The sequence below is a fragment of the Sphingobium sp. S6 genome (assembly GCF_905120495.1).
GTDB classification, from domain to species: domain Bacteria; phylum Pseudomonadota; class Alphaproteobacteria; order Sphingomonadales; family Sphingomonadaceae; genus Sphingobium; species Sphingobium agri.
This window is the reverse complement of record NZ_CAJHOG010000002.1, coordinates 527,084-548,283: the sequence shown is the minus strand read 5'-3', so window position 1 is coordinate 548,283 and position 21,200 is coordinate 527,084. Positions and strand designations below refer to the sequence as shown.

General features: G+C 63.8%; 17 protein-coding genes. 7 read left to right on the top strand and 10 right to left on the bottom strand.

Annotated elements, in window-relative coordinates:
• Positions 1-16: 16 nt before the first annotated feature.
• The 8 genes from SPHS8_RS09755 to SPHS8_RS09720 form a co-directional block, all read right to left on the bottom strand.
• Complete coding sequence (locus tag SPHS8_RS09755; RefSeq protein ID WP_201515314.1) at positions 17-1,885, bottom strand: ABC transporter ATP-binding protein; 1,869 nt, start codon at positions 1,883-1,885, stop codon at positions 17-19.
• A gap of 4 nt (positions 1,886-1,889) precedes the next feature.
• Entirely contained in the window at positions 1,890-3,656 is a 1,767-nt protein-coding gene (locus tag SPHS8_RS09750) for an ABC transporter ATP-binding protein (RefSeq protein WP_236575067.1), read from the bottom strand.
• Between the two features lie 26 nt (positions 3,657-3,682).
• Complete coding sequence (locus tag SPHS8_RS09745) at positions 3,683-4,741, bottom strand: ABC transporter substrate-binding protein (RefSeq protein ID WP_201515312.1); 1,059 nt, start codon at positions 4,739-4,741, stop codon at positions 3,683-3,685.
• Positions 4,742-4,753: 12 nt separating this feature from the next.
• Positions 4,754-6,115: an LLM class flavin-dependent oxidoreductase gene (locus tag SPHS8_RS09740; protein ID WP_201515311.1), complete on the bottom strand. Its 1,362-nt coding sequence runs from the start codon at positions 6,113-6,115 to the stop codon at positions 4,754-4,756.
• Positions 6,116-6,170: 55 nt separating this feature from the next.
• The gene (locus tag SPHS8_RS09735) at positions 6,171-6,914 is read right to left on the bottom strand and encodes a class II aldolase/adducin family protein (protein WP_201515310.1); all 744 of its coding nucleotides are present in this window, start codon (positions 6,912-6,914) and stop codon (positions 6,171-6,173) included.
• An 11-nt stretch (positions 6,915-6,925) separates the two neighbouring features.
• The gene (locus SPHS8_RS09730) at positions 6,926-8,050 is read right to left on the bottom strand and encodes an ABC transporter substrate-binding protein (protein ID WP_201515309.1); all 1,125 of its coding nucleotides are present in this window, start codon (positions 8,048-8,050) and stop codon (positions 6,926-6,928) included.
• Positions 8,051-8,297: 247 nt separating this feature from the next.
• Positions 8,298-9,404, bottom strand: a complete 1,107-nt coding sequence (locus SPHS8_RS09725; RefSeq protein ID WP_201515308.1) for a sigma-54 interaction domain-containing protein — start codon at positions 9,402-9,404, stop codon at positions 8,298-8,300.
• Positions 9,405-9,502: 98 nt separating this feature from the next.
• Positions 9,503-10,555 carry an ABC transporter substrate-binding protein gene (locus tag SPHS8_RS09720; RefSeq protein WP_201515307.1) on the bottom strand — a complete coding sequence of 351 codons (1,053 nt, stop codon included), beginning with the start codon at positions 10,553-10,555 and terminating at the stop codon, positions 9,503-9,505.
• A gap of 329 nt (positions 10,556-10,884) precedes the next feature.
• Here SPHS8_RS09720 and SPHS8_RS09715 point away from each other — a divergent pair, with 329 nt between their 5' ends.
• Genes SPHS8_RS09715 through SPHS8_RS09685 form a run of 7 tightly spaced genes read left to right on the top strand, consistent with a single transcriptional unit; the run spans position 10,885 to position 17,099 of the window.
• Positions 10,885-11,946, top strand: coding sequence for an ABC transporter substrate-binding protein (locus SPHS8_RS09715; RefSeq protein WP_236575066.1), 1,062 nt, complete (start codon positions 10,885-10,887; stop codon positions 11,944-11,946).
• Positions 11,946-12,740, top strand: coding sequence for an ABC transporter permease (locus SPHS8_RS09710; RefSeq protein ID WP_201515306.1), 795 nt, complete (start codon positions 11,946-11,948; stop codon positions 12,738-12,740). The genes SPHS8_RS09715 and SPHS8_RS09710 overlap by 1 nt, the downstream gene beginning before the upstream one ends.
• Complete coding sequence (locus SPHS8_RS09705; RefSeq protein ID WP_236575065.1) at positions 12,737-13,501, top strand: ABC transporter permease; 765 nt, start codon at positions 12,737-12,739, stop codon at positions 13,499-13,501. Before SPHS8_RS09710 ends, SPHS8_RS09705 begins: the two co-directional genes overlap by 4 nt.
• A gap of 14 nt (positions 13,502-13,515) precedes the next feature.
• Positions 13,516-14,370, top strand: a complete 855-nt coding sequence (locus SPHS8_RS09700) for an ABC transporter ATP-binding protein (protein WP_201515305.1) — start codon at positions 13,516-13,518, stop codon at positions 14,368-14,370.
• Complete coding sequence (locus tag SPHS8_RS09695; RefSeq protein WP_201515304.1) at positions 14,370-14,978, top strand: nitroreductase family protein; 609 nt, start codon at positions 14,370-14,372, stop codon at positions 14,976-14,978. Before SPHS8_RS09700 ends, SPHS8_RS09695 begins: the two co-directional genes overlap by 1 nt.
• On the top strand, positions 14,975-15,928 hold the full coding sequence (locus SPHS8_RS09690; protein WP_201515303.1) for an LLM class flavin-dependent oxidoreductase: 954 nt from the start codon (positions 14,975-14,977) through the stop codon (positions 15,926-15,928). Before SPHS8_RS09695 ends, SPHS8_RS09690 begins: the two co-directional genes overlap by 4 nt.
• Positions 15,929-15,941: 13 nt before the next feature.
• Positions 15,942-17,099, top strand: a complete 1,158-nt coding sequence (locus tag SPHS8_RS09685) for an LLM class flavin-dependent oxidoreductase (protein WP_201515302.1) — start codon at positions 15,942-15,944, stop codon at positions 17,097-17,099.
• A gap of 92 nt (positions 17,100-17,191) precedes the next feature.
• Here the strand turns inward: SPHS8_RS09685 and SPHS8_RS09680 are convergent, their stop codons facing one another.
• Both SPHS8_RS09680 and SPHS8_RS09675 read right to left on the bottom strand, forming a co-directional pair.
• Positions 17,192-19,519, bottom strand: coding sequence for a TonB-dependent receptor (locus tag SPHS8_RS09680; RefSeq protein WP_236575064.1), 2,328 nt, complete (start codon positions 19,517-19,519; stop codon positions 17,192-17,194).
• 244 nt (positions 19,520-19,763) lie between these two features.
• The gene (locus SPHS8_RS09675) at positions 19,764-21,116 is read right to left on the bottom strand and encodes an FAD/NAD(P)-binding protein (protein ID WP_201515300.1); all 1,353 of its coding nucleotides are present in this window, start codon (positions 21,114-21,116) and stop codon (positions 19,764-19,766) included.
• Between the last annotated feature and the right edge of the window lie 84 nt (positions 21,117-21,200).

The window sequence follows — 21,200 nt, the reverse complement described above, 5'->3', positions numbered from 1 at the left end:
TCTGAAGTGCCATGGATCACGCTGTAGCGCCTGCCGTAGCCGTGAGCCTGCCCCGGTCGGTGGTCGCAGCCTGATCCGCGCTCGCTGCCCTTTCATAGCTGTCATGCAGCGCGGCATAATGTCCGCCTTTCGCAATCAGTGCTGGATGCGAACCCGTCTCGATCACCTGACCGTTTTCGATGACAGCAATCCTGTGCGCCGACCGGATTGTTTCCAGCCGATGCGCGATGACCAGGGCGGTCCGTCCTTCGCACAGCACTCTTAGGGCTTGCTGAATCCTGCGTTCGGTACTCACGTCGATGGCGGATGTGGCTTCGTCCAGTACCAGAACGGAAGGATCGGCCAGATAGGCGCGCACGAGGCAAACGAGCTGGCGCTGCCCTTGACTCAGCTGGTTTCCGAGCGCCCCCACTTGCGTTGCATAGGCGTGCGGAAGTGCGCTCAGCACTTCATGGGCGCCGATGCGTTTCGATGCTGCGATCAGATCTTCATCGGCCGCATCCGGCTTGGCGAGACGGAGATTGTCCAGCACTGTGCCGCCGAACAGCACATTGTCCTGCAGCACGACACCAATGTGGCTGCGCAGGCTTCGTTCAGCGAACCTCCTGATGTCCTGTCCGTCCAAAAAGACTGCACCAGCATCCACATCATAGAAGCGGGTGAGCAGCTGCACGAGCGTGCTCTTGCCATGCCCCGTCGGTCCCACGATCGCCAGCGACTCGCCGGGTTGGATCGTGAGGTTCAGGCCACGGATGACGGGCCGGTCCGCATGATAACCGAAGGTGACATCCCGGAATTCGATATGACCTTCGACTCTCGGGGGATTGAGAGCTGCGGGGGCATCGGCAATTTCCGGTTCGGTATCCAGCAGCAGGAAGATGCGCTGGGCGCAGGCAGTCCCATTGGCGAAGCGCTCGAAAAGGTCGCTGAACTCCTGTAGCGGGGCAAGGAAAAGGAACACGTAGAACAGGCTTTGCGTCAGCTCCCCCAGCGTGAGGGTGCCCAAAGCCAGCCCGCGACCGCCGATAACCAGTGTCATCGCCAGGCCGGCCGTCGTCAACAAGCCGGTGAACGGCGCGAACCAGCCGGACCGGATCGAGCCGTAGATCAGCGAGGAGTTGAAGTCTTCGAGCAGGCCCTGATATTTCGCGAGATTTTCCCGGTCGCGCCCCGATTGCTTGATCAGGCGAACGGCCGCTACCGTCTCGACGAGATGAGCGGTGAAGCGGCTGCGATTTTCCGCCACCCTGGCCCAGCTGCGCTGCGCCACGCGTTTGAACAGGATCGTGGCAAGAATTAATATGGGCACCACTGCGGCAAGGCCGGCCAGAAGCACCGGGGCGATGAGCCAGAGAAGGAGGCCCGAAAGGCAGAGGCGCAGCACGGCCGAGAGAAATTCGGGCGGCCCCTGGATCAGCAGCGGCTCCAGCGTATCGACGTCCCGATCGGCGCGAGCGATGATGCGGCCTGCCTTGGTGCGATCGAAATAACCGACGCCGAGGCGCTGAACATGGGAAAATACGCGTGTGCGCAGATCATTCAGGACGCGGATCGCGGCGACGCCGGCCCAATATTGAGACAGTCCGCCGAGGACGAAGCGCAAGCCCCATGTTGCCGCGAGACCGGCGCATGCCCAAGCGATCAAAGGCGCGGCGACGCCTGCCTGTCGCAGCCCCCGGTCAATGACCAGCCCGATCAGCAGCGGCCGCGCGAAAATGGCGAGGACCTGGATCAGTTCGATCCCGATCACAGCCGCGATAGGCTTCCAGACGGGCGCGATCAGCGGAAGGAGACGGGACGTTACGCTTTGGTCGAGCGATCGCTGCGAGAATTTTTCTTCAAGTTCGATATCGGACAGGGCGCTGTCGCCGCGGAATGCATTCATGGCCTTAGAGCCCCATCAAGGCGCGATAGGATGCGCTGTTATTCGCCAGATGTTCAGGCGAGCCCTGCGCAATGATCCGGCCTTCGCCTAGCACAGCCACCCGATCCGCAATCAGGGCGGTCGACAGGCGGCTCGCCACGATCAACATCGTGAGCGGCCGAGTTCGGCCGCTGCGCAGAGCGCGGATATTGTCGATCGCGCGCCGTTCGGTGCGGGCGTCGAGCGCGCTGGTCGCGTCATCCAGCACAAGGATGTCGGCGTCAGCCAGCAAGGCTCGGGCGAGGCAGACGCGCTGGCGCTGGCCGCCCGAAAGGGTCGCGCCGCGATCGCCGACGCGAGTGTCCAGCCCTTCGCTTAGTCGTTCGAGCAATTCTCCAGCGGCAGCATTGTCCAGCGCCTCGCGCAGCTGCGCCTCCGTTGCATGAGGCGCGCACAGTCGTAGATTGGCGGCCAATGTATCGGAAAAGAGGAAGCTTTCCTGAGGCAACACATGGACGCGGCGGCGCAGTTCGCGCAGGTCGGTTTCCCGTACATCCTGCCAGCCCGCTTGATCCGACCCAACCTCGACCGCACCCTTGTCCACTTCGACCAAGCGGGGGAGGAGCGCTGTAAGAATGCTCTTGCCCGATCCGGTCGCACCGACCAGCGCGACGATCTCGCCAGGCTGCACCGAGAGGCTCAGATCGCGCAGCACCGTAGCGCCATGGCCCAACGGGGAGGCGGAAAGGTTGCGCAGGCGGATTCCGAGCGGACCAGTGGGCAGGGGCTGCGCGCCTGAGCGGATCACCGGGTGGGCATCCAGCACCTCCCAGATGCGGGCAGCCGACGCACGCGCGTCGGCGATCACCTGTAGGAGCCGACCGATCCCCTCGATCCGCAGCACAAGCGTGTTGACCACAAGCATTGCCGCTACCACGGCGCCCAGACCAAGCGTTCCGTGCGCGACCATCCACGCGCCAAAGCCAAGCACCCAGGCGTGGGACAGGGCTATAATCGTTTGCGGCAGCGGCACCCGGCGCGAAGCATGGCGGATCGCGGCGCGCGCTTCGGCGCGGAAGAGATCGACATGATGGCGGAAGCGGTCGGCGCGCGCTTCGCCCAGCGAGAAGGCCTTGATCACCCGGACGCCGTTGACGCCTTCGGAAAGATCCTGCGTCACCGCGTCATAGGCATCGCCGATGCGCCGGTCGAGCGCGACCAGCGTGTCGGCTTCCGACCAGAGCAGGGCGATGCCGATCGACAACAGGATCGCGGGAACCAGCGCCAGCCAAGGCGAATAGAGGAACAGCAGGCCGAGTGAGATGACGACGATCAGGCCGGTTTCGAAAATCTGCCGCCAGAAGTTGATGAGCGCGTCGCGCACCTTGTCGGCATCGCGCGTCATTCGGGTCACCATCTCGCCGACGCCATGGCGCCAGTGATAGGCAAGGTCGAGCCGCTGGATCTGCGTCAGGATGCGTCCCCGCAGGATGGTCAGCAGCCGCTGGCCGATAGAGAGGGAAAGGAGGCCGGCGCCATATTGCACCGTTGCGCGGGCAAGCGACAGCCCCAGCAGCAGCATGACCCAGAGCCAGGCGCGGCTATAATCAAGCCCGCCTGACCCGGCGATCACCAGCTTGCCATGCTGCGCCTCCTGCACGGCATGGCCGACCAGCACCTGCTGGCCGACCAGCGCGATGTTGACCGCCGCCAGCAGGACGGCGGTCAACAGGAAGCGCCCCGGCATCTCGCCATAAACGGCGAGGCAGCGCAGCAAAGGGCTGCGGCGCAATAACCCCCTATCCCCCATGGTCGCGGTCAGCTGGCCAAAGCGAGCGACTGCGCCGCTTCGAGCGGGCGGGCGTCGACCCAGTCGCGCACGTCAAAGCTCTGCGGAATGAAGTTCCAGCGGTGCAGGAAGTTGGTAAAGTCCTGGATCGCGGTGACCGACTGTTCGGCAAGGTCGGTTTTCAGCTTCGTCTGCGCATCTTGGCCATAGGCGATGCTCACCCAATATTCGCTGCTGTTGGTTTCCCGCGCGAGATAACGCCGCACTTCCGAAGGGTGGGACTGAGCCCAATGTTCGGCGCGCAGGACCTGCTCAACTATGGTGACCGCGGCGTCGAAATGATTGTCGATCAGATGGCCGTCCACAGCCAGCGTGCGCGGCGTGCCGTTGTTCGAGCGAACCAGCGGATCGGGGTGTATTCCGGTGTCTATCACCGTCGTCAGGCCGAACTGATGCGCGATCTGCGCACCGCTCGCGCCTTTGAGGAAGATCGCGTCGACCTCGCCGCGCAGCAGGGCGATGAGTTCCAGATTGTTCGCGCGCGCCCGGCTGGTGCTGCGGCCATTCCAGGCGAGCGTGCCGCCAACGGTCTGCGCCTGGCCGTCGCTATAATGGGTGTCGATATCCTGATCCACCAGTTCGACGTCCGATACTTCCAGACCTTCGAGCCGCAGCGCATTTTCCAGGCCGCGAATGGCTTGAGCCCGGGAAAAGTCGATCTCCACATTCTTCCAGTTGGGCAGGCCGAAGCGGCGGCCCTTGAGGTCGTCCACCGTCTTGATGCCGGACTCCGGGCTGGCCAGGATCAACTGGGTCTCATCGGCCCAGGACAGGCCGATTACGCGGGTGTCGCGGCCTCGCGCTCGCGCGCTGATCGCCGGGATGTTGCCGCCATGGCGGACGCTGTTCTGGACGGTGTGGGAGAAGTGGGACTCTCGTTTCGAGAAATCGCTGGATTCGAGCAACGAAGACAGGCTGGTGCCCTGCGCCCGAAAGGCGTCTTCCAGCCAACCCTGCTGGATGGCGATGCCAAGGCCGGTCGGCACCGGACAGCGTGTGTACCAAAGGGTGTCGAGTTTCTGGCTCATGCGTCTCTTCCTTTATTGTGCGGCTTCGAGGATGGGGGCTTCGGCTTGACCCGTCCGGGCGTTGGGATTGGCGGGACGCGGCAGGTTCAGATGCTCGCGCAGCGTCGCGCCTTCATATTCGGTGCGGAACAGGCCGCGCCGTTGCAGCTCCGGCACCACCAGATCGACGAAGTCCTCCAGCGAACTTGGCAGCAGCGGTGGGATGAGGTTGAAGCCGTCGGCCGCGTCGCGTTCGAACCAATCCTGCATCTGATCGGCGATGTCGGCCGGTGTGCCCAATACCACGCGATGCCCGCGCACGGCGTTGAAGCGCAGGAAGAGCTGGCGGATGGTAAGATTCTCGCGACGCGCGAGTGCGGTGAGTTGTCGCCAGCGACCCTTGCCATTTTCCGGCTCCGGCAGATCGGGCAACGGCCCGTCGAGCGGATAGGCGCTGACATCCTGGCCCATGAGATTGAGGTCGCCGGAAAAATCGACCTTCTCCTCCAGCGCGCCGAACTTGTCCTGCGCTTCCTGCAAGCTGGAGCCGATGGTGAAGGAGAGGCCAGGCATGACCTTGAGCGTATCGGGGTCGCGGCCACAGGCGGCCACACGCGCCTTCACATCCTTGTAGAAGGCCTGTGCATCCTCGATGAATTGCGCGGCGGCGTAGATCATCTCGGCATGCCGGGCGGCGAAATCGCGGCCGACTTCCGAATTGCCCGCCTGCGCGAATACGGGATAGCCCTGGATCGGGCGGGGCATGTCGAGCACGGTGTCGATGCCATAATAAGGCCCGCGATAATGGACCGGGTGGACGGCATCGGCATTGAGATAGATGCCGCTATCCTTATCCGCGCCCTCAAAGGCGTCATCTTCCCAACTGTTCCAGAGAGCCTTGGCCAATTCCACAAAGTCGTGGGCACGGGCATAGCGTTCCGCATGGCTGGCGGGCTGGTCGATACCAAAGCTTTTCGCTGCCCCGTCCGCGAGCGACGACACGATGTTCCAGCCGATGCGCCCGCCACTGATGTGATCGAGCGAGGCGAAACGCCGGGCCAGCGCATAGGGCTGCTCGAAATTGGTGTTCACCGTCGCGACCAAGCCGATATGACTGGTGATGCTGGCCAAGGCGGCGGTCGCAGTCAGTGGTTCGAAATCGAGGAAGGCGTGGCGGCGAGCGATGCCTTTGGTGCTGTCGCCGCTCTGTCCCACGAAGTCGGCGAAGAATGCGGCGTCCAGTTTGCCGCGCTCGGCGGTGCGGACCAGATCGGCCCAATAGCGGAAATCAGGCTGGCCGGTTTCGGCTGTGCCCGGCTGGCGCCATGCGCCGGGATGATGGCCGTGGCGGGTAAGGAATACGGCGAGCGCAAGCTGGCGCTTCTTCTGGGACATGGGAGATGCTCCGGGGCAGGAGGTGGCCGGCGCGAAGAAGCGCCGGCCGTCGTGATCATTCGGCGGCTTGTGCCGTCTCGGGCAGATGGATCGTGCCGTCGTCGTCGACGCGCGCGTCCGGCGGCACCAGCTTGCCCATCTTCCACTGCTGCTCCAGCACGCCGGGGCCGAAAGGCTTGGAGCCGCCCAGCGCCGCCGCCAGGATCTGGAACTGTGCGCCTTCCTCCAGCAGCACGATATTGTTGGTGAGGTCGCGCAGCCCCTTCCAGCTCCAGATCGTCGCGCCGCCATTGGCTTCCACGATGCCGGGCACTTCCCGGTCCTGCTCGATCGAATCGAGGATAAAGTCCGGCTCGGGCTGGCGGCGGTTGACATAGACCGGCAGCTGCGCGGTGAAGCGGAACCGCCGGTTGGGCACATAGAGCAGCGGCAGCTCCGAATGGGCCTGCGAATAGGCGCCCAGATGCGGCGTGTGAACGTGGCTGATCGCCTGGAAATCAGGATATTTCTTGAAGATCTTGAGGTAACGGGCCGCGCCGCCCGGGGCGTTGCCCCAATAGAGCGTCCCGTCGAAGCCGATCACGCTGGTGACGGCCTGATCCGGATCGTCTTCCCACAGCCCGGCATAGTTCAGCGTGATGATCTTCTCTTCATCAGGCACGCGGACGGCAAAGAACAGCGTGCCGCTGGCAGAAATGGTGCGGGTTTCGCGCAGGACGCGGAAGGCGCGGCACGCGTCCCTCTCCGTTTGCAGCACGAAGTCGATCGTAGCTTTCGAAAGTCCGTTGACGTCAGACATGATGTTTCCTTTCAGGCGGGAATGGCGACCGGTGCTGGACGCTGTTCGTTGAGGGCGCGGGCGGCTTCGAGCGGGCGAGGATCGATCCAGTCGGACAGCGCGAAATCCGCGTCGAGGAAGCCGTGGGTGAACAGGAATCTCTTCTGCTGCTCGAGCAGGACTAGCCGCTCCTCGTCGAGGGTCGGATGAAGCCCTTCGTGCAACTTGGCATAGGCTTGGTCGACCGCCGCAGCGCTGCCATCCGTTTCATAGGCCAGGATATCCCGCAGGCGATCGGGCTGCTCGGCCACCCAGTCCGCCGCGCGTAGCGTGACAGCAAGGAAGCGTACCAGCAGGTCGAAATGATCGTCGATCAGGCTCTGATGCACGGTGATCGGGCGGGGCGTGCCATTGTTCACGCGGAAGCGCGGGTCGGGCAGCGCGTCGAGGTCGATGGCGACCACCAGCCCGTTCTCGCGCGCTTGGTCCAGCGCGGCCGCGCCCTTGACGTAGATAGCATCGACTGTGCCCTCCACCAGCGCCTCGATCGGCCAGAGCCGCCCGACGCCGCTGCGCCGGCCTTCCCCACGCGGCAGCAAGTCGCGCCCGCTGCCGCCTATGTTGGGCAGCCGGTCGGGCGTTTCGATCAGGTCCACGTCATCGAACGTGAGCCCGGCCGAAGCCAGAACCCCCTTGTAGCCGGCGAGGGACATGCCACGTGCGATGCTGGTGCCGCGCACATGGCTAGGAATATCGTTGTGGCTCCAGCCGGGCAGGGCTAGCCGCTTGCCCTTGAGGTCGGCGGCGCTACGGATGCTGGAGTCCGGGCGAGCGAGGATCAGCTGGCTTTCCTCGATCCAGGTCAGGCCGATGAGCTTGGTCGGTTCGCCTTGCGCGCGCGCGGCGATCGCCAGCATGTTGCCGCCCTCACGGATCAGCGTCGGCAGGCGATGGTCATAATGGTGGCGGCCTAGCTCCGATCGGGACTCCTGCAAGGTCTTGAGCGCGATGCCGTCCGCCTCGAAACTCTCGGTCAGCCAGCCCAGCTTGTAAGCGATGCCCGTAGCGGTTGGTACGGGGCAGCGGGTGAACCAGATTTCGTCGGGCTGGCTGGCCTTTATGGCGGTACTGTTGGGCTGGGTTGGCACGGCTCGCATGTCTCCGATTGATTGTTCAGAGGAGTTAGCAAGAGCTGTGCCAACCCAGAAAACGGCGGAAATCTGGACAACCGGGTCGTCAGTGAGTGGCGCGGCTGCGGCTTATTGAGCAGCGGCGCTGTTGCATTTTCAGCGGGGGCCAATGCGAAAGCGAGAGAGCGAGAGAGCGAGAAAGCGAGAAAGCGAGAAAGCGGCAGCGTGAGTGGTATCGTCCCGGCCCTGACCGGAATGACGAGAAGGTCCGCCTTCAGATCAGATCGAGATTCTTCAGATGGGTCCGGACCACATTGCGCGTGATGCCCAGCACCTCGGCCGTCTTGATCTGGTTCTCACCGCACTGACGGAATGCTTCGGTCACCGTGAAGGCCACCAGCCTGTCGAGCAACTGGTCATGCTCGCCCTTCAGCAGCCGTCCAATGAACGGACGCACCGCTTCCTCCAGCGAACTACCATCACCGCTCGACTCCGCAGTTCCCGCCACTTCCCCGAGCCCGAGATCGGCAGGCTGGATGCGACCTTCCTCGCAGATCAGCGTGCCACGGTGAATGGCGTTTTCCAGTTCACGGATATTGCCTGGCCAACTATGCTGAAACAGGGCTTCCTCCGCTGCGGCGCTCAACTCCAGGCGGTTGGCGCCAGCGCGCGTGCCGTATATCTCAAGGAAGTGGCGGGCGAGCGGCAGGATGTCGGCACGCCGTTCGCGCAAGGGCAGCAGCGGTATCGACACGACCTGAAGCCGATAGAACAGATCGGACCGAAAGCGCCCTTCATTGACCGCCTGTTGCAGTTCGACATTGGTGGCCGCGATGACGCGAACGTTCAGGGGCACCGCCTTACGCGAACCGAGCCGAACGACTTCCCGCTCCTGTAGCACCCGCAGCAGCTTCACTTGCAGCGGCAGCGAGAGGTCACCCAGTTCGTCCAGGAACAGCGTCCCGCCGTTGGCCGCTTCGAACCAGCCGGGGCGTGCAACATTGGCGCCCGTGAAGGCGCCCTTTTCATAGCCGAACAGCTCGCCTTCGATCAGCGATTCGGAAAAAGCTCCGCAATTGACCGCGACGAAAGGCGTATGCGCCCGGTTGCTGAGGCTGTGGACATACCGCGCGACCAGTTCCTTGCCCGTCCCCGTTTCACCCATGATCAGTACGTTGGCGTCGCTCGGCGCAATCCGTTCGATCAGCGGCAGCAGCGCGCGCGAACGCGGGTCGTTGAAGATCAGCGCGCGGGCACGAGGCCCCACGGCATGATGCTTGTCGCAATCATAGGCGAGCAAGGGCCGACCGTCGCCATTAGTGGCGGAAACCAAGCCGACCTCGGCGCGATCATCGACCCGACTGTGCGAACTGTTCCTCATGCTTCCTCCATCTGCGGCGTGGCATGGATAGCAGCCAATTGTCTTCCAATTTAGTAGAAAATAAAGTCAGCCGACTAGCTGAGCTATCAGCGGGATGTTCAGAGCGAGCAAGCTCGTTCCGCGCGGCGCTCCAGCACGGCCGTGAGCGGCTCTGAACAGATCCATTCTTCAACATCGACCGGTTGTTCCAGAAAGCCATGCAGCCACAGGAATCGCGCCTGTATCTTCAACATTTCTACCCTCTCATCGGACAGGTCCGGATGGAGTGCGCGATGGAAATTGTTGCGATAAGCGGCTTCCACGCCATCGATGCCGGACAATGTTTCCTGCGCGATGATCGCATTGAGTTCAACGGGATGTGCGGCTGCCCAATCGGCCGCGCGCAGGCTCTGTTCCAGGAACCGCTCGACCAGCTGGGGATGGTGATCGATCATGTGCTGGTGGACGACGATGGGTCGTGGTGTGCCGTTGTTCACGCGCGCGAGGCGGCTGGGATAGGCGTCAAGGTCAATGCCGATCTCCAGCCCCAGCCGCTGGGCCGCCTCGGCGCCGGCGGCACCCTTCACATAAACCGCGTCGACACGTCCTGATGCGAGCCATTCAAGACCAAGCCACAGGCGCCTCATACCCTCCACGCTCGCCTGTTCTACGGGAGGAGCGGGAATTTCGGTCATCTGGATGTCATCCAAGGTCAGCCCCCCCAGCGCCAGCGCGCTCTTGATCCCGTGCAACGCCATGCCGCGCGCGATGCTCTCGCCACGCGTGCGGCCATAGCCCGGCAGGGCGAAGCGCAGCCCTTTGAGATCGGCCGGATCAAGCACGCCGACGTCGGGTCGAACCATGATGGCCTGCCTCTCATCGATCCATGTGAGGCCGATGACGCGCGTCGGGGTTCCCAGCGCGCGCGCTGCCAGCGCCTGGATATTGCCGCCCTCGCGGAACAGGTGGCGAGCCTGGTTTTCGGGATCGCTGGCGACCAGGTTCAAGCCCAATTCCAGCACGCGCTTGACGGTAATGCCGTCCCGGCCAAAGGCCTCTGTCATCCAGCCCTTGGCACAGGCCACGCCGGACGCAGCGGGTACGGGGCAGCGGGTCACCCATATGCTGTCCAGACCGGCTGGTCCGTCCTTATGCGCGACGCTGTTCGACATCCTCGTTTCTCCACGCGGGGATTGCCCCGATTTGACCATAGGGCAAATGGCATCGCAAGGGGCGTGCCAGATGGAAGAGCCGTTCACAGGCAGGCGGAACCGAGTCGTGAACGGCCACGACCGCTTCATTTCGCGCAGTGGGCTGGCCGCTCCTGCGGCGAAATCAGCAGCAGGATGCCCATGGCTTCGCCGAAGTCACGCAGAACCGCGCGAATGACCGCTTGGCACACGACATGCATGGCCTTTCGTCAAACCCGGTTCGCAGCATGGAGCCTTGCAGAGTGGCCTATCAATATAGCGCGTCTTTCCTTTCCAGATGCCGTCATGCCTTGGCGCTGCTCCTGGCCACGCTGGGCGGCGCCCTGCTGACCGGGTGTGGAGGATCGGGCGGAGCAACAGGCGGCGAGGCGGTCAAGACCCTGACCATTGCGTCGATCGCTTACCCCTATCAGGGCAAGCAGGTGTTCAACGGCCTCAATGGCGTGGTAATCGAGCAAGGCTGGCTCAAGGATCAGCTGGCGAAGAAGGGGGTGAACCTTGTCTTCACCCCCGTCTCGACGGCCGTTGGCGGACCGCTCATCAACGAAGGTTTTTCGGGCAAGCGGATCGACTTCGCCTCCTATGGCGACTTTCCCGCTGCCATAGCGGTCGCGGGCGGCGTGCCGTTGAAGGTTGTCGCGCCGGTCGGCCAAGGGCAGGACGTCTACATCGTCGTGCGTAAGGGGCTGGTGGCCAAAAGCATCTCGGACCTCAGGGGCAAGCGGATCGCGCTGCATCGCGGGCGCCCGTGGGAGCTGCCCTTCTCCAAGCTGGTCGACAGCAGCGGCCTGAAGCTCAGCGACTTCAAGATCGTCAACATCAATCCCTCGGCCACCCCAGCCGCGCTGGAGTCCGGCAGCGTGGATGCCGCCGTCCTGCTGTCCGACGGGTTGCTGGTCGAACAGAAGGGCATCGGCCGGGTGATCTGGTCGACGAGGGATGCGCCGGCCGACTGGAAGATGCGTGCCGAACTGTTCGGCCGCGCGGATTTCGTCGATGCGCATCCTGAACTGACGCAGCTGGTGGTGGACGCCTTCGTCCGCGCCGCCGCCTGGTCGTCGGATGAGGCGAACAAGGCCGAAGTCATCCACAACGCCGCGCGCGGCGCCCTGCCCGAGCGGATCGTAGCCAAGGATTACGCCAATAGCGGCATCCCATGGCGTGAGCGCTTCTCGCCCGTGTTCAATCCTGCAGTGCGCACCCATTATCGCTCCGTTGCCGACTATGCGTTGCAGCGCGGCCTGATCCGCAACAAGGTCGATGCCGACGCGCTGATCGACGAACGCTTCGTCGACAAGGCGCTGAAGGACCTGAAGCTGGAACAGTTCTGGGCGCATGAGGCGCGAAGCTGATGGCCAGCCTTCCTCTCGCCACGACCCCGCCCACTGGATTTCGCCTGAAGCATGTGTCTCTGGCGGCCTTTATTGCCCCGGCGCTGCTGCTCGCCCTATGGCAGCTTGCCTGCGCCAGCGTCCTCTTTCCGCCGCAGGTGCTGGTGCCGCCCAGCGGCGTTGCCAAGGCGCTGATCGACATGGCTGCGTCGGGTGAGTTGCAGCGGCATGTGGGCGACAGCCTCTACCGGCTGCTCGTCGGCTTCGCGATCGGGGCGAGCGCGGGCATGGCATTCGGCGCGGCGCTTGCCTTGTCGCGACTGATCGAGGCTGTGCTCTCGCCCCTCTTCCACACCATATGGCAGGTGCCCGTCATCGCCTTCGTGCCGCTGATGGTCATGTTCCTCGGCATTGACGAGCCTTTCAAGATCGCGGTCGTGGCGATCGCCGCCTTCTTTCCGATGGCGCTCGCAACATTCGACGGCATCAAGGGCGTGCCGCGCAACTGGTTCGACGTTGCCAAAGTCTATCGCTTGAAGCTGCATCAGCTGATCGGGTGCATCCTGCTTCCCGCGACCGTGCCGGCCGTTCTGACAGGGCTGCGTATTTCGCTCACCCGCGCCTGGGTCGTGCTCGTCGCGGCCGAACTGCTCGCCGCCGACAGCGGGATTGGCCAGATGATGGAGATGGGGCGGCAGCTATTCCAGATTGATGTAGTGCTGGCCGGCGTCGTGGTCAGCGGCCTTATCGGCTTTCTGCTCGATCGCGGCGCGCGCTGGGTCGAAAGTCGGGCCAGCCGCTGGAGGACCGCATGAGCGCCCAACTTTCCCGTTGGCCGGTCCGGCTCACCATCGGTCTTGTAGCTCCGCTGTTCCTCATTCTGCTGTGGCAAGCGAGCGCCGGCAACGCGACTTCCACGCCGCCAGCCGCCATTGCAGCCGCCCTCGCCGAACTGATGCGCAACGGCGATCTCGCGCGCGACACGCTGGCGACGCTTCAACGCGCGTTCACCGGCCTAGCCATTGGCGCTCCTCCGGGCGTAGCCGCTGGTATCGCCATGGGCATCTGGAAGCCGGTCGATCGGCTGCTGGGACCGCTGCTCCACGCGCTGCGGCAGGTGCCGATGATCGGCTGGCTGCCGCTCATCGGCCTGTGGTTTGGAGTGGGCGAGGGGACGGAGCTGATCGTCGTGGCCATGTCCGCCTTCTTCCCGTCGATGCTGAACAGCCATGCGGGCGTGGCACAGGTCGAGCGACGCTATCTGGAAGTGGGCGGCATCTACCGCTTTACCACGCTACAGCGCATCCGCTTCATCCTGCTGCCCGCCGCCATGCCGCTGGTGCTGACCGGCATCACGCAGGCGCTCGCCTTTGCCTGGATTTCCACCATCGGATCAGAACTGCTCACCGGCGCAGGCTCCGGCCTCGGCGTGGCAATGCAGACTGCGCAGGTGCAACAGCGGCTCGACATCATGCTCGTGGTGATCAGCGTCACCGCCGTTCTGGGCTTCCTTATCAACCAATTATTCCGCCGCCTGCGCCAGTCTCTGCTGCGTTGGCAACCATCCCAGTCATGATCCGGAGAAACGGCATGAGCCCCCATCCCCATGCCCGCGAAGAGCGTGCCCCCGCCGCCTCCAGCCGAGGCGCGCTGACTGTCAGCGGCCTCGATAAGAGCTTCGACATCGGCGGCCAAGCGCGCAAGATCCTCGACAACATCAATCTCGACGTCCGTCCCGGCGAATTCGTCAGCATCGTTGGCGCATCGGGTTGCGGGAAGTCCACGCTGCTGCGCCTGATCGCCGGACTCGACACCGACTATAGCGGCGAGTTGCGGCTCGACGGCGACCGCATCGCCACCACCAGTCTCGATCGCGGCATTGTGTTCCAGGACCACCGGCTTTTCCCGTGGATGACGCTGGAGCAGAATGTCGAACTGGCGCTGCTCAACACCGAAACGCCCAAGTCGCGCCGGGCGCAGATCGTCGCCGATCATATCGCCCTGGTGAACCTCAAGGGCTTCGAGAAAGCCTATCCGCATCAACTCTCGGGCGGCATGGCGCAGCGCGCCGCCATCGCTCGCGCACTGGTGACCGAGCCCAAGTTGCTGCTGCTGGACGAGCCGCTGGGCGCGCTCGACGCGCTGACCCGCGTTCATGTGCAGAACGAACTGCAACGCATCTGGATGGCGCAGCGCTCGACCATGGTGATGGTGACGCATGATGTGGAGGAGGCGCTGTATCTGGGCGACCGGGTCATCGTGATGTCGCCCAATCCCGGCCGCATCCGCCGTATTGTAGAGGTTGACCTGCCCCATCCGCGTGATCGCCGCGCGCCGCTGCTGCACCGGCTGAAGGATGAGATCTTAGCTGAACTCACATCCGGCGCGGATGCGGCCCAAACCGCCGATAATCTTGTCCACCTGCCCAGCAGAGAGGCCCGCTGATGAGCCGTATTGCAGATCACCCGATCGACCCCCTTTTCACCAACCGCTGGTCGCCGCGCAGCTTCACCGGCGAAGCTGTGCCGGACACCGTGCTGCGCACCGCCTTTGAAGCGGCGCGATGGGCGCCTTCGGGCATAAACGCGCAGCCGTGGCGTTTCCTGTTTACGCGACAGGGCGACGCATGGTGGGAAACCTATCTTGGCCTGCTGATGCCGCGCAACCGCCTCTGGGCGTCGAAGGCATCCGCGCTGGTCCTGATCCTGTCCGCGCGCGAACTGGAACGGCGCGGCGAGCGGGTTCCGAACAGTTCACACAGTTTCGACGCAGGCGCCGCCTGGGCGAACTTCGCGCATCAGGCGCTGCTCCTGGGCTGGCACACGCACGGTATCGGGGGCTTCGATCGCGAGGCCGCGCGTGAGCGCCTAAGCATCCCCCAGGATTTTTCGATCGAGGCCATCATCGCACTTGGCCGCAAGGGGGAACTTGAAGGGCTGGACCCCGAATTTCATGGGAGCGAAGCGCCCAATGGCCGCCGCCCGCTCGACGAAACCGTCTTCGCCGGAACGCTCGACAGCCCGGCGTTCGCAGAGGAAAGGGACGCCGCGTGACACTGAACATCTATTGGCGGCTCGATCCTGCCGCCGACCCGCAGCGCTCGGAACCGCGCAACTGGCAGCCTTTGCCTGCGCTCGCCCGCGACCGTCGCGTGAGCCACCAGAACCGCTTCGACTATTATCTCCAGGTCGCTCAGGCTGCTGCGCAGACCAGCTTTGATGGTTTGTTCGTGCGCCACCGCATTGAGGCCGACGAAAGCCGCATCATCGCCGCCATCGTGGCTCGCGCGGTTCCGCGTCTGACCGTCGTACCGGAATTTCCCGCTTCGGTGGGATCGGCGGTCTATGCGGCCAAGCAGGCGACGACCTTCCAGCGTTCCACCCCCGGTCGGCTCGGCTGGGCGATCGCGCCCGACGCCAAATCGGCAGCCCGCGAGGCGGAGGCCGACTTTGTGGGCGAAGCTGATCTGGAGCAGCGGCTCGATGAATTTCTGACCGTCGCCCGCGGCGTGCATGAACAGCGCCCCTTCAGTTACAAGGGCACATATTTCGAGGTGGCGAATGGCGGCTTCGACGCTCCGCTCAACCGCGTGCCTTTCCCGCGCATATTCCTGCAAGGAGAGGGCGAGCAGGCGCTGGCGCTTTCGGCGCGTCATGCAGACGTCCATCTCTTCCAACCCGCTCCCGCTGACGCGCTTGCCCATGGCGTCGCGCGGCTTCAGGCGCTGGCGGGTGGCCGGATCGGCGCAGGCATTATCCAGCCGCTGCTGGTCCGTGAGGACAAGGTGAGTGCCGAGCGCGATGCAGAAGGCCGCGATCTCACGCCTGGTACGCTCGTCGCCAGCTATGACGAGGCGGCCGAACAACTCGCCGCGATCGTTCATACCGGTATCAGCGAACTGGTGCTGGAAGCCGGGCCTTCGCTGGAGGAAGCCTATCGCATCGGCCAGCATCTTCTGCCCCGCCTGCGCGCGCTGACAGGCGCAGCGCGCGCGGCCGCCTGAAGGAGACCACCCCATGTCCATCGACTTCTACTGGCGCCTGCCAACCCATGGCTGCCACAACAGCATCCAGACTAGCGGCTATGAACGGGGTGACTGGTCGCCGCTCAAGTCCGGTAATATCGCGCCCGGCCTCGATCGTGCGGGTGAGCCCGACGGCTTCACCTATATCGATCATCTCGCGGCGATCGCGCAGGCGGCGGAGAGCGTCGGCTTTCAAGGCGGGCTGATCCCGTCTTTTCCGAACACCGATGATCCGTGGGTCATTTCCTCCCTCCTTGCGCGCGAGACGAAGAGCTTCCGCTTCATGATCGCCTTCCAACCGGGGTTCGGCAATCCGTTTCATACAGCGCGCATGGCTGCGAGCCTGCAGCGGGCGACGGGCGGGCGGCTGCTGTTCAACATCATTACCGGAGGTGGCGGCCCGGCCCAGCTCTGGTGGGGCGACAGCTTCGCTCATGATGACCGCTACGGTCGTACCAGCGAATTTCTCGACATCTTCAAGGGCGTCTGGGAATCATCCGACTTCTCCTATGACGGGAACTTCTACCAGCTGCGCGACGGCGGGTTGGCGCCGGTCCTTCAAGGCGAGGAGTTCCCCGAAATCTGGTTCTCCGGCTCCTCCGATGCCGCACTCCAGACGGCGGCAAAGCATGCCGATTACTATCTCTCCTGGCTCGAACCGTTCGACCAACTGGGCGACAAATTTGCGCGAGTGAAGGAGCGCACAGCAGCGCTTGGCGGCGAGCAGAAATGCGCGGTGCGCGTCGATCTGGTGGCCCGCGCTACCGAAGAGGAGGCTTGGGCCGATATCGAAAAGGGCTTCAAAAACGTGAGTGACGAGACCCGCCAGCGCTGGCGCGGGCAGGCGACGGACTCGGTGGGCGCGGCCCGACAGGCGGCTCTCAGGCCCACCGAAGCCCGACGCTATGATGAGTTGATCGCTGCGCCTAACTTGTGGGGTGGCTTCAACCTGTTGCGTGGCGGACCGGCGCTCGGCATCGTCGGCAGCTATGAGCAGTGCGCGGCGCGGCTCGACGACCTGATCGCGCGCGGCACCGACGCCTTCATCCTCGCAGGCACGCCGCATCTGGAAGAAGCCTATCGTGTTGGAGAAGAGGTGCTGCCGCTGCTCGGCCGTCAGGCACCCGCATTGCTGGCGGCGGCAGAGTAATCCACCCTTCGTCAGGTAAAAAAAGGGGCGTCGGGAAATCCTCCCCGGGCCCCTTTCACGTTAGGAGGCCGGGGATCGCCCGGCCTCCGTCTTCAGAAACGGAACAGCGCAGCCATCCCCGCTGTGCGCGGGTCGGCCCAGGCCACCGTGTCTCCGGTGATGTTCTGCGCCGCGTTGGCCGCCGGCAGCGAGTGGTTGAGGTAGCGAACGTCGAACAGATTGTTGATGAAGCCCGTGACGCTCAGCTTCTCGTTCGGCGTCGTGTATGTGGCGCGCAGATTGGTAACAGTGAACGGCTTCTGCTGAAGATAGGAGCGATTCACCGGGTCCTGCGGCGTCACATAGTAGAATTGGCGCGACTGATAACGCGCATCCGCCGCCAGTTCGAGCGACCCGAGATCGGCCAGGCCGAACTTGTAGGAAGCACCGACATTAAGGGTGACCTTGGGAGACCGCACGAAGCGGTTGCCGGCAAGGCTCGTTGTGCTGTTCTGGACAATGAACTTCGTATATTCCGTATCCAGCAGACCCAGCGCGGCGTTGAACTTCAACCCTTCCGCAGGCGTCAGGCCAAGCTCGAATTCCGCGCCGTCGACCTTCGCCTTCGCCGCATTTTGCAGGTAGGAGACCGTCGCGCCGCCCACCGCGCCCGGGTTCGGGCCAACGACATTCACCTGCACATTCTTGTAGTCATAATGGAAGGCGGTAGCGTTGAAGGTGAGTAGCCCGTCGAACCAGCTCGACTTGTAGCCGATCTCATAGGCGTCGAGCTTTTCCGGTTCGACAGCTGTCAGCGCCACCGCCAATGTCGCGGCAGTATTGAAACCGCCCGACTTCACGCCGTGCGAGAATTTCGCATAGACCAGATTGTTGCGATCGATGTTCCAGGACGGGGTCACATCATAGGTGAATGCATCCCAGGTGCGCTTCAGATTGCCGACGAAATTGCTGCCGACGGGCGCGATCGCTCCATAGGTGCCGGTGTAGCTGTTCCACCATTGTGCGTGGTTACTCCAGCTGGTCACTGCGCCTGGTACAGTGGACGCCTGCGACGCACGACGAACCAGGTCCAGCGTTTTCGTCTCGCGCGTCCAGCGGCCGCCCAATGTCAGCTTGAGCGCGTCGGTGAAGCGGAAAGTCGTGTTTCCGAAAACCGCGCCGCTTTCAGCCTTGTGGTTGTACCCCGTGTTGCTGAAGGCGGCGGCGGGAGCCGGGACGACCGCCTGCGCTGGAACGGTACTCTGCGGCAGCGTCGCAGAGAAGGCGTTGGAACGGATCTTCTCGTTGAAATAGAAGGCGCCCACGATCCAGCTTAGCCGGCTCTCCCCGGTGGAGGCCAACCGCAATTCCTGCGTCCATTGGCTTGTCCGCGCCTCTGTGAAGCTGCGCGAAATCTCCAGCGGCGTATAGTCGGTGTCGCCCGCGCCGCGCGTCTTGAACCGTTCATAGCCAGCGATCCACGTCAGCGCCGCCGGACCTAGGTCCCAGTCCACATGCAGCGACCCGCCGAACTGCTTGTTGCGGCTATATTCAGGCGCATTGGTGCTGATGTCGTTGATGTCGGTTGACGGCGCATAGCCGTTGCGGACCACGCCGCTGGGCAGGTAGCTGGCGGTCGTCCAATAGGTGCCGTTGGTGTCATAGTCCCGATAATGAACGCTCAGCAGCGCCTGCAGATTATCGGTCGGCTTGGCGAGCAGCTGACCCCGGAGCACATTGTCCTTGATCTCGTTCGACTTGTCGCCGGTGTAGAGATTATCGAAGCGTCCACCGCGGTCGTCAAAGCGGAACGACACGCGCGCCGCCAGCTTGTCATCGACCAAAGTCGTACCTAGGCCGCCCTCGCCGATCTTGTTGTCGTAACTGCCATATTCCAGCTTCACATAGCTGTCGTCCTGACCATTGAGCGACGGACGCTTGGAAATGACGTTGATCGCGCCACCGGTCGTGTTCTTGCCCCAGAGCGTGCCCTGAGGCCCGCGCAACACTTCCACGCGCTCCAGGTCGAACAGCGGCAGGCCAGTGGCGCTGGAGTTGCTGATATAGACATCGTCGAGGTAGAAGCCGACCGGATTGGCGAGGTCGAGTTGTTGCTGCCCCGCACCGACACCACGGATCCACCAGCGTGGGCGGCCATGCTGCTGCGTGCCGGCAGACGCATTGGGGACATAGTTCAGCACTTCGTTCGCAGATCGGCCGAGGCCGCCCACCGAAAAGAGGTCCTTGTCAAAGGCGGTGACAGCAACTGGCACATCCTGCAGACGCTCTTCCCGACGCTGGGCGGTCACGACGATACCCGCGCCGGAATCGGCATCGGCAGCATCAGCCGGTATGGCGCTGTCCGCAGGCGCGGTGGTTTCGCTGGCGATAGCGGCCGGTATCTGCCCTGCTGCCAACAGGGCGAAGGCGCTGGCGCCCACTATACGACGGGTTCGGGACGAGTGGACAGGTCTGGACAAGGAGGTTCCCCCATTTGTTGAAACAAGTCCGCGTTGCGCGGATCGGACGGGGGAATCCGTCGCAAATGCTGTGCCATTTTCTTAAATGACTGTTTTTACGTGCTTTTATCAACGTCCGGCCGATGCGTTGGTTGAAATTGCACACCCGGCGAAGACGCTGCTGCTATGTCAGCAACAGGTTCGACTGTTCGCTTTTGGATGCTGGCTACAGCCCTTCCGCTTCGACCCAGTGCGCGCCGGTGATCTCGCGCGCGAGCGCCCAGACCTGCCCGCGGATGTCGGGAACCGCGACGATCTCCCAATGCGCGCCGCGCGTCATGGGACCAACAACGAACAGGCGTGGTTGCGCGGTGCCGTCGCTGGCGATGGCGCGGCACTGGCGGTCCACATCGATGCCGATGGAAAGCGGATCGGGCCGGATATCGCCTCGTTCCGCCAAGCGCTGCAGCAGCGGTTCACGCGTCCGGTGCAAATCTCCCAGCGGACCCGTGCAGTTGATGGCCCGCGCGACATGTAGCGCTTCGACCTTTGTCTGCCCGCGAGCGCGCAGTGAGACGACGAGCGACGCTCCTTCGGGCACCACCTTCACTATCGTTCCGGCTCGTACCTGCAGCCGGCCATCCGCTCGCATGCGGCCAAGTCGCTCTGCGACCTGCGGCGCGATGCGATGGCGATGCACGTCCCAATAGGGGCGCAGGTGGCGCAGGAATCGGCTCCGCTCGTCCGTGGTTGCGGCCCGCCACATGTCTTGAATGAAGGGGCGCAGTTCGTCGACCGCGCCGCGCCAGCCTATTTCTGTGCTGCGAGTCCTTACCTGTCGCACGAAGCTGGAGAGGCTGCCCGTTGGCCGTTCGTTGCGCGGGGGATAGGGCGAGGGCGCGCGATGATCATGAGGCGCCAGCCCCCGCCGGGAATGCGCCGTTATGCGACCTCGGAAACCCGCATTCTCCAGACTGAGCGCGCAGTCTACGGCAGTAAGTCCGCTCCCGAGCAGGAGTATCTCGTCGGCCGGTTGCAAACCCTCCGCCACGTCCTGCGCCCATGGGTCGTTGACATAGGCGCTGCTGTTTATCCCGCTGAAGGCAGCCATGTCGTGGGGCGGCAAATTGCCCGGGGCGAGCGCTGCGACGTCGGCATCCACATGGCTGCCGGACCGCAGCATCACGCGAACGCCGGCTTCGGTCCGAAGCAGGTCGACGGCATCATCGGTCAGTGCGGTGAGCCTTCCCTGCGCGTGACTGCTCACCTCCTGCAGCAGGGCGCACAGATAGGCGCCATAGTCGCGCCTGATCGCGAAGCTGCCTTCGCCTCCCATCCCCTGCTTCTTCAGCCACTCGACGAAATGACCTGGCTGGTCGGGAAGCGCGCTCATGTTCGCAGCCCGGACGTTGAGGATGTGTCCCTCCTGCGCCGCTCCATAGGCGAGGCCGCGCCCTAGTCGATCCGCTCGCTTCTCGATGATCGTGACCCTGAGCGACCCGTGGCGCAGCAGGTTGATCGCCAGCAGGGTTCCGCTGAACCCTCCACCAATGACGACGGCGTGATCAACCTTCAGCATGGCAAATCACTCGCGCAGGCTGAACCGCCGAGTCAAACTGTGTTTTCCGCTTAGAGGTTGCCCTGCGCTGTGCCCGTTTGTCAG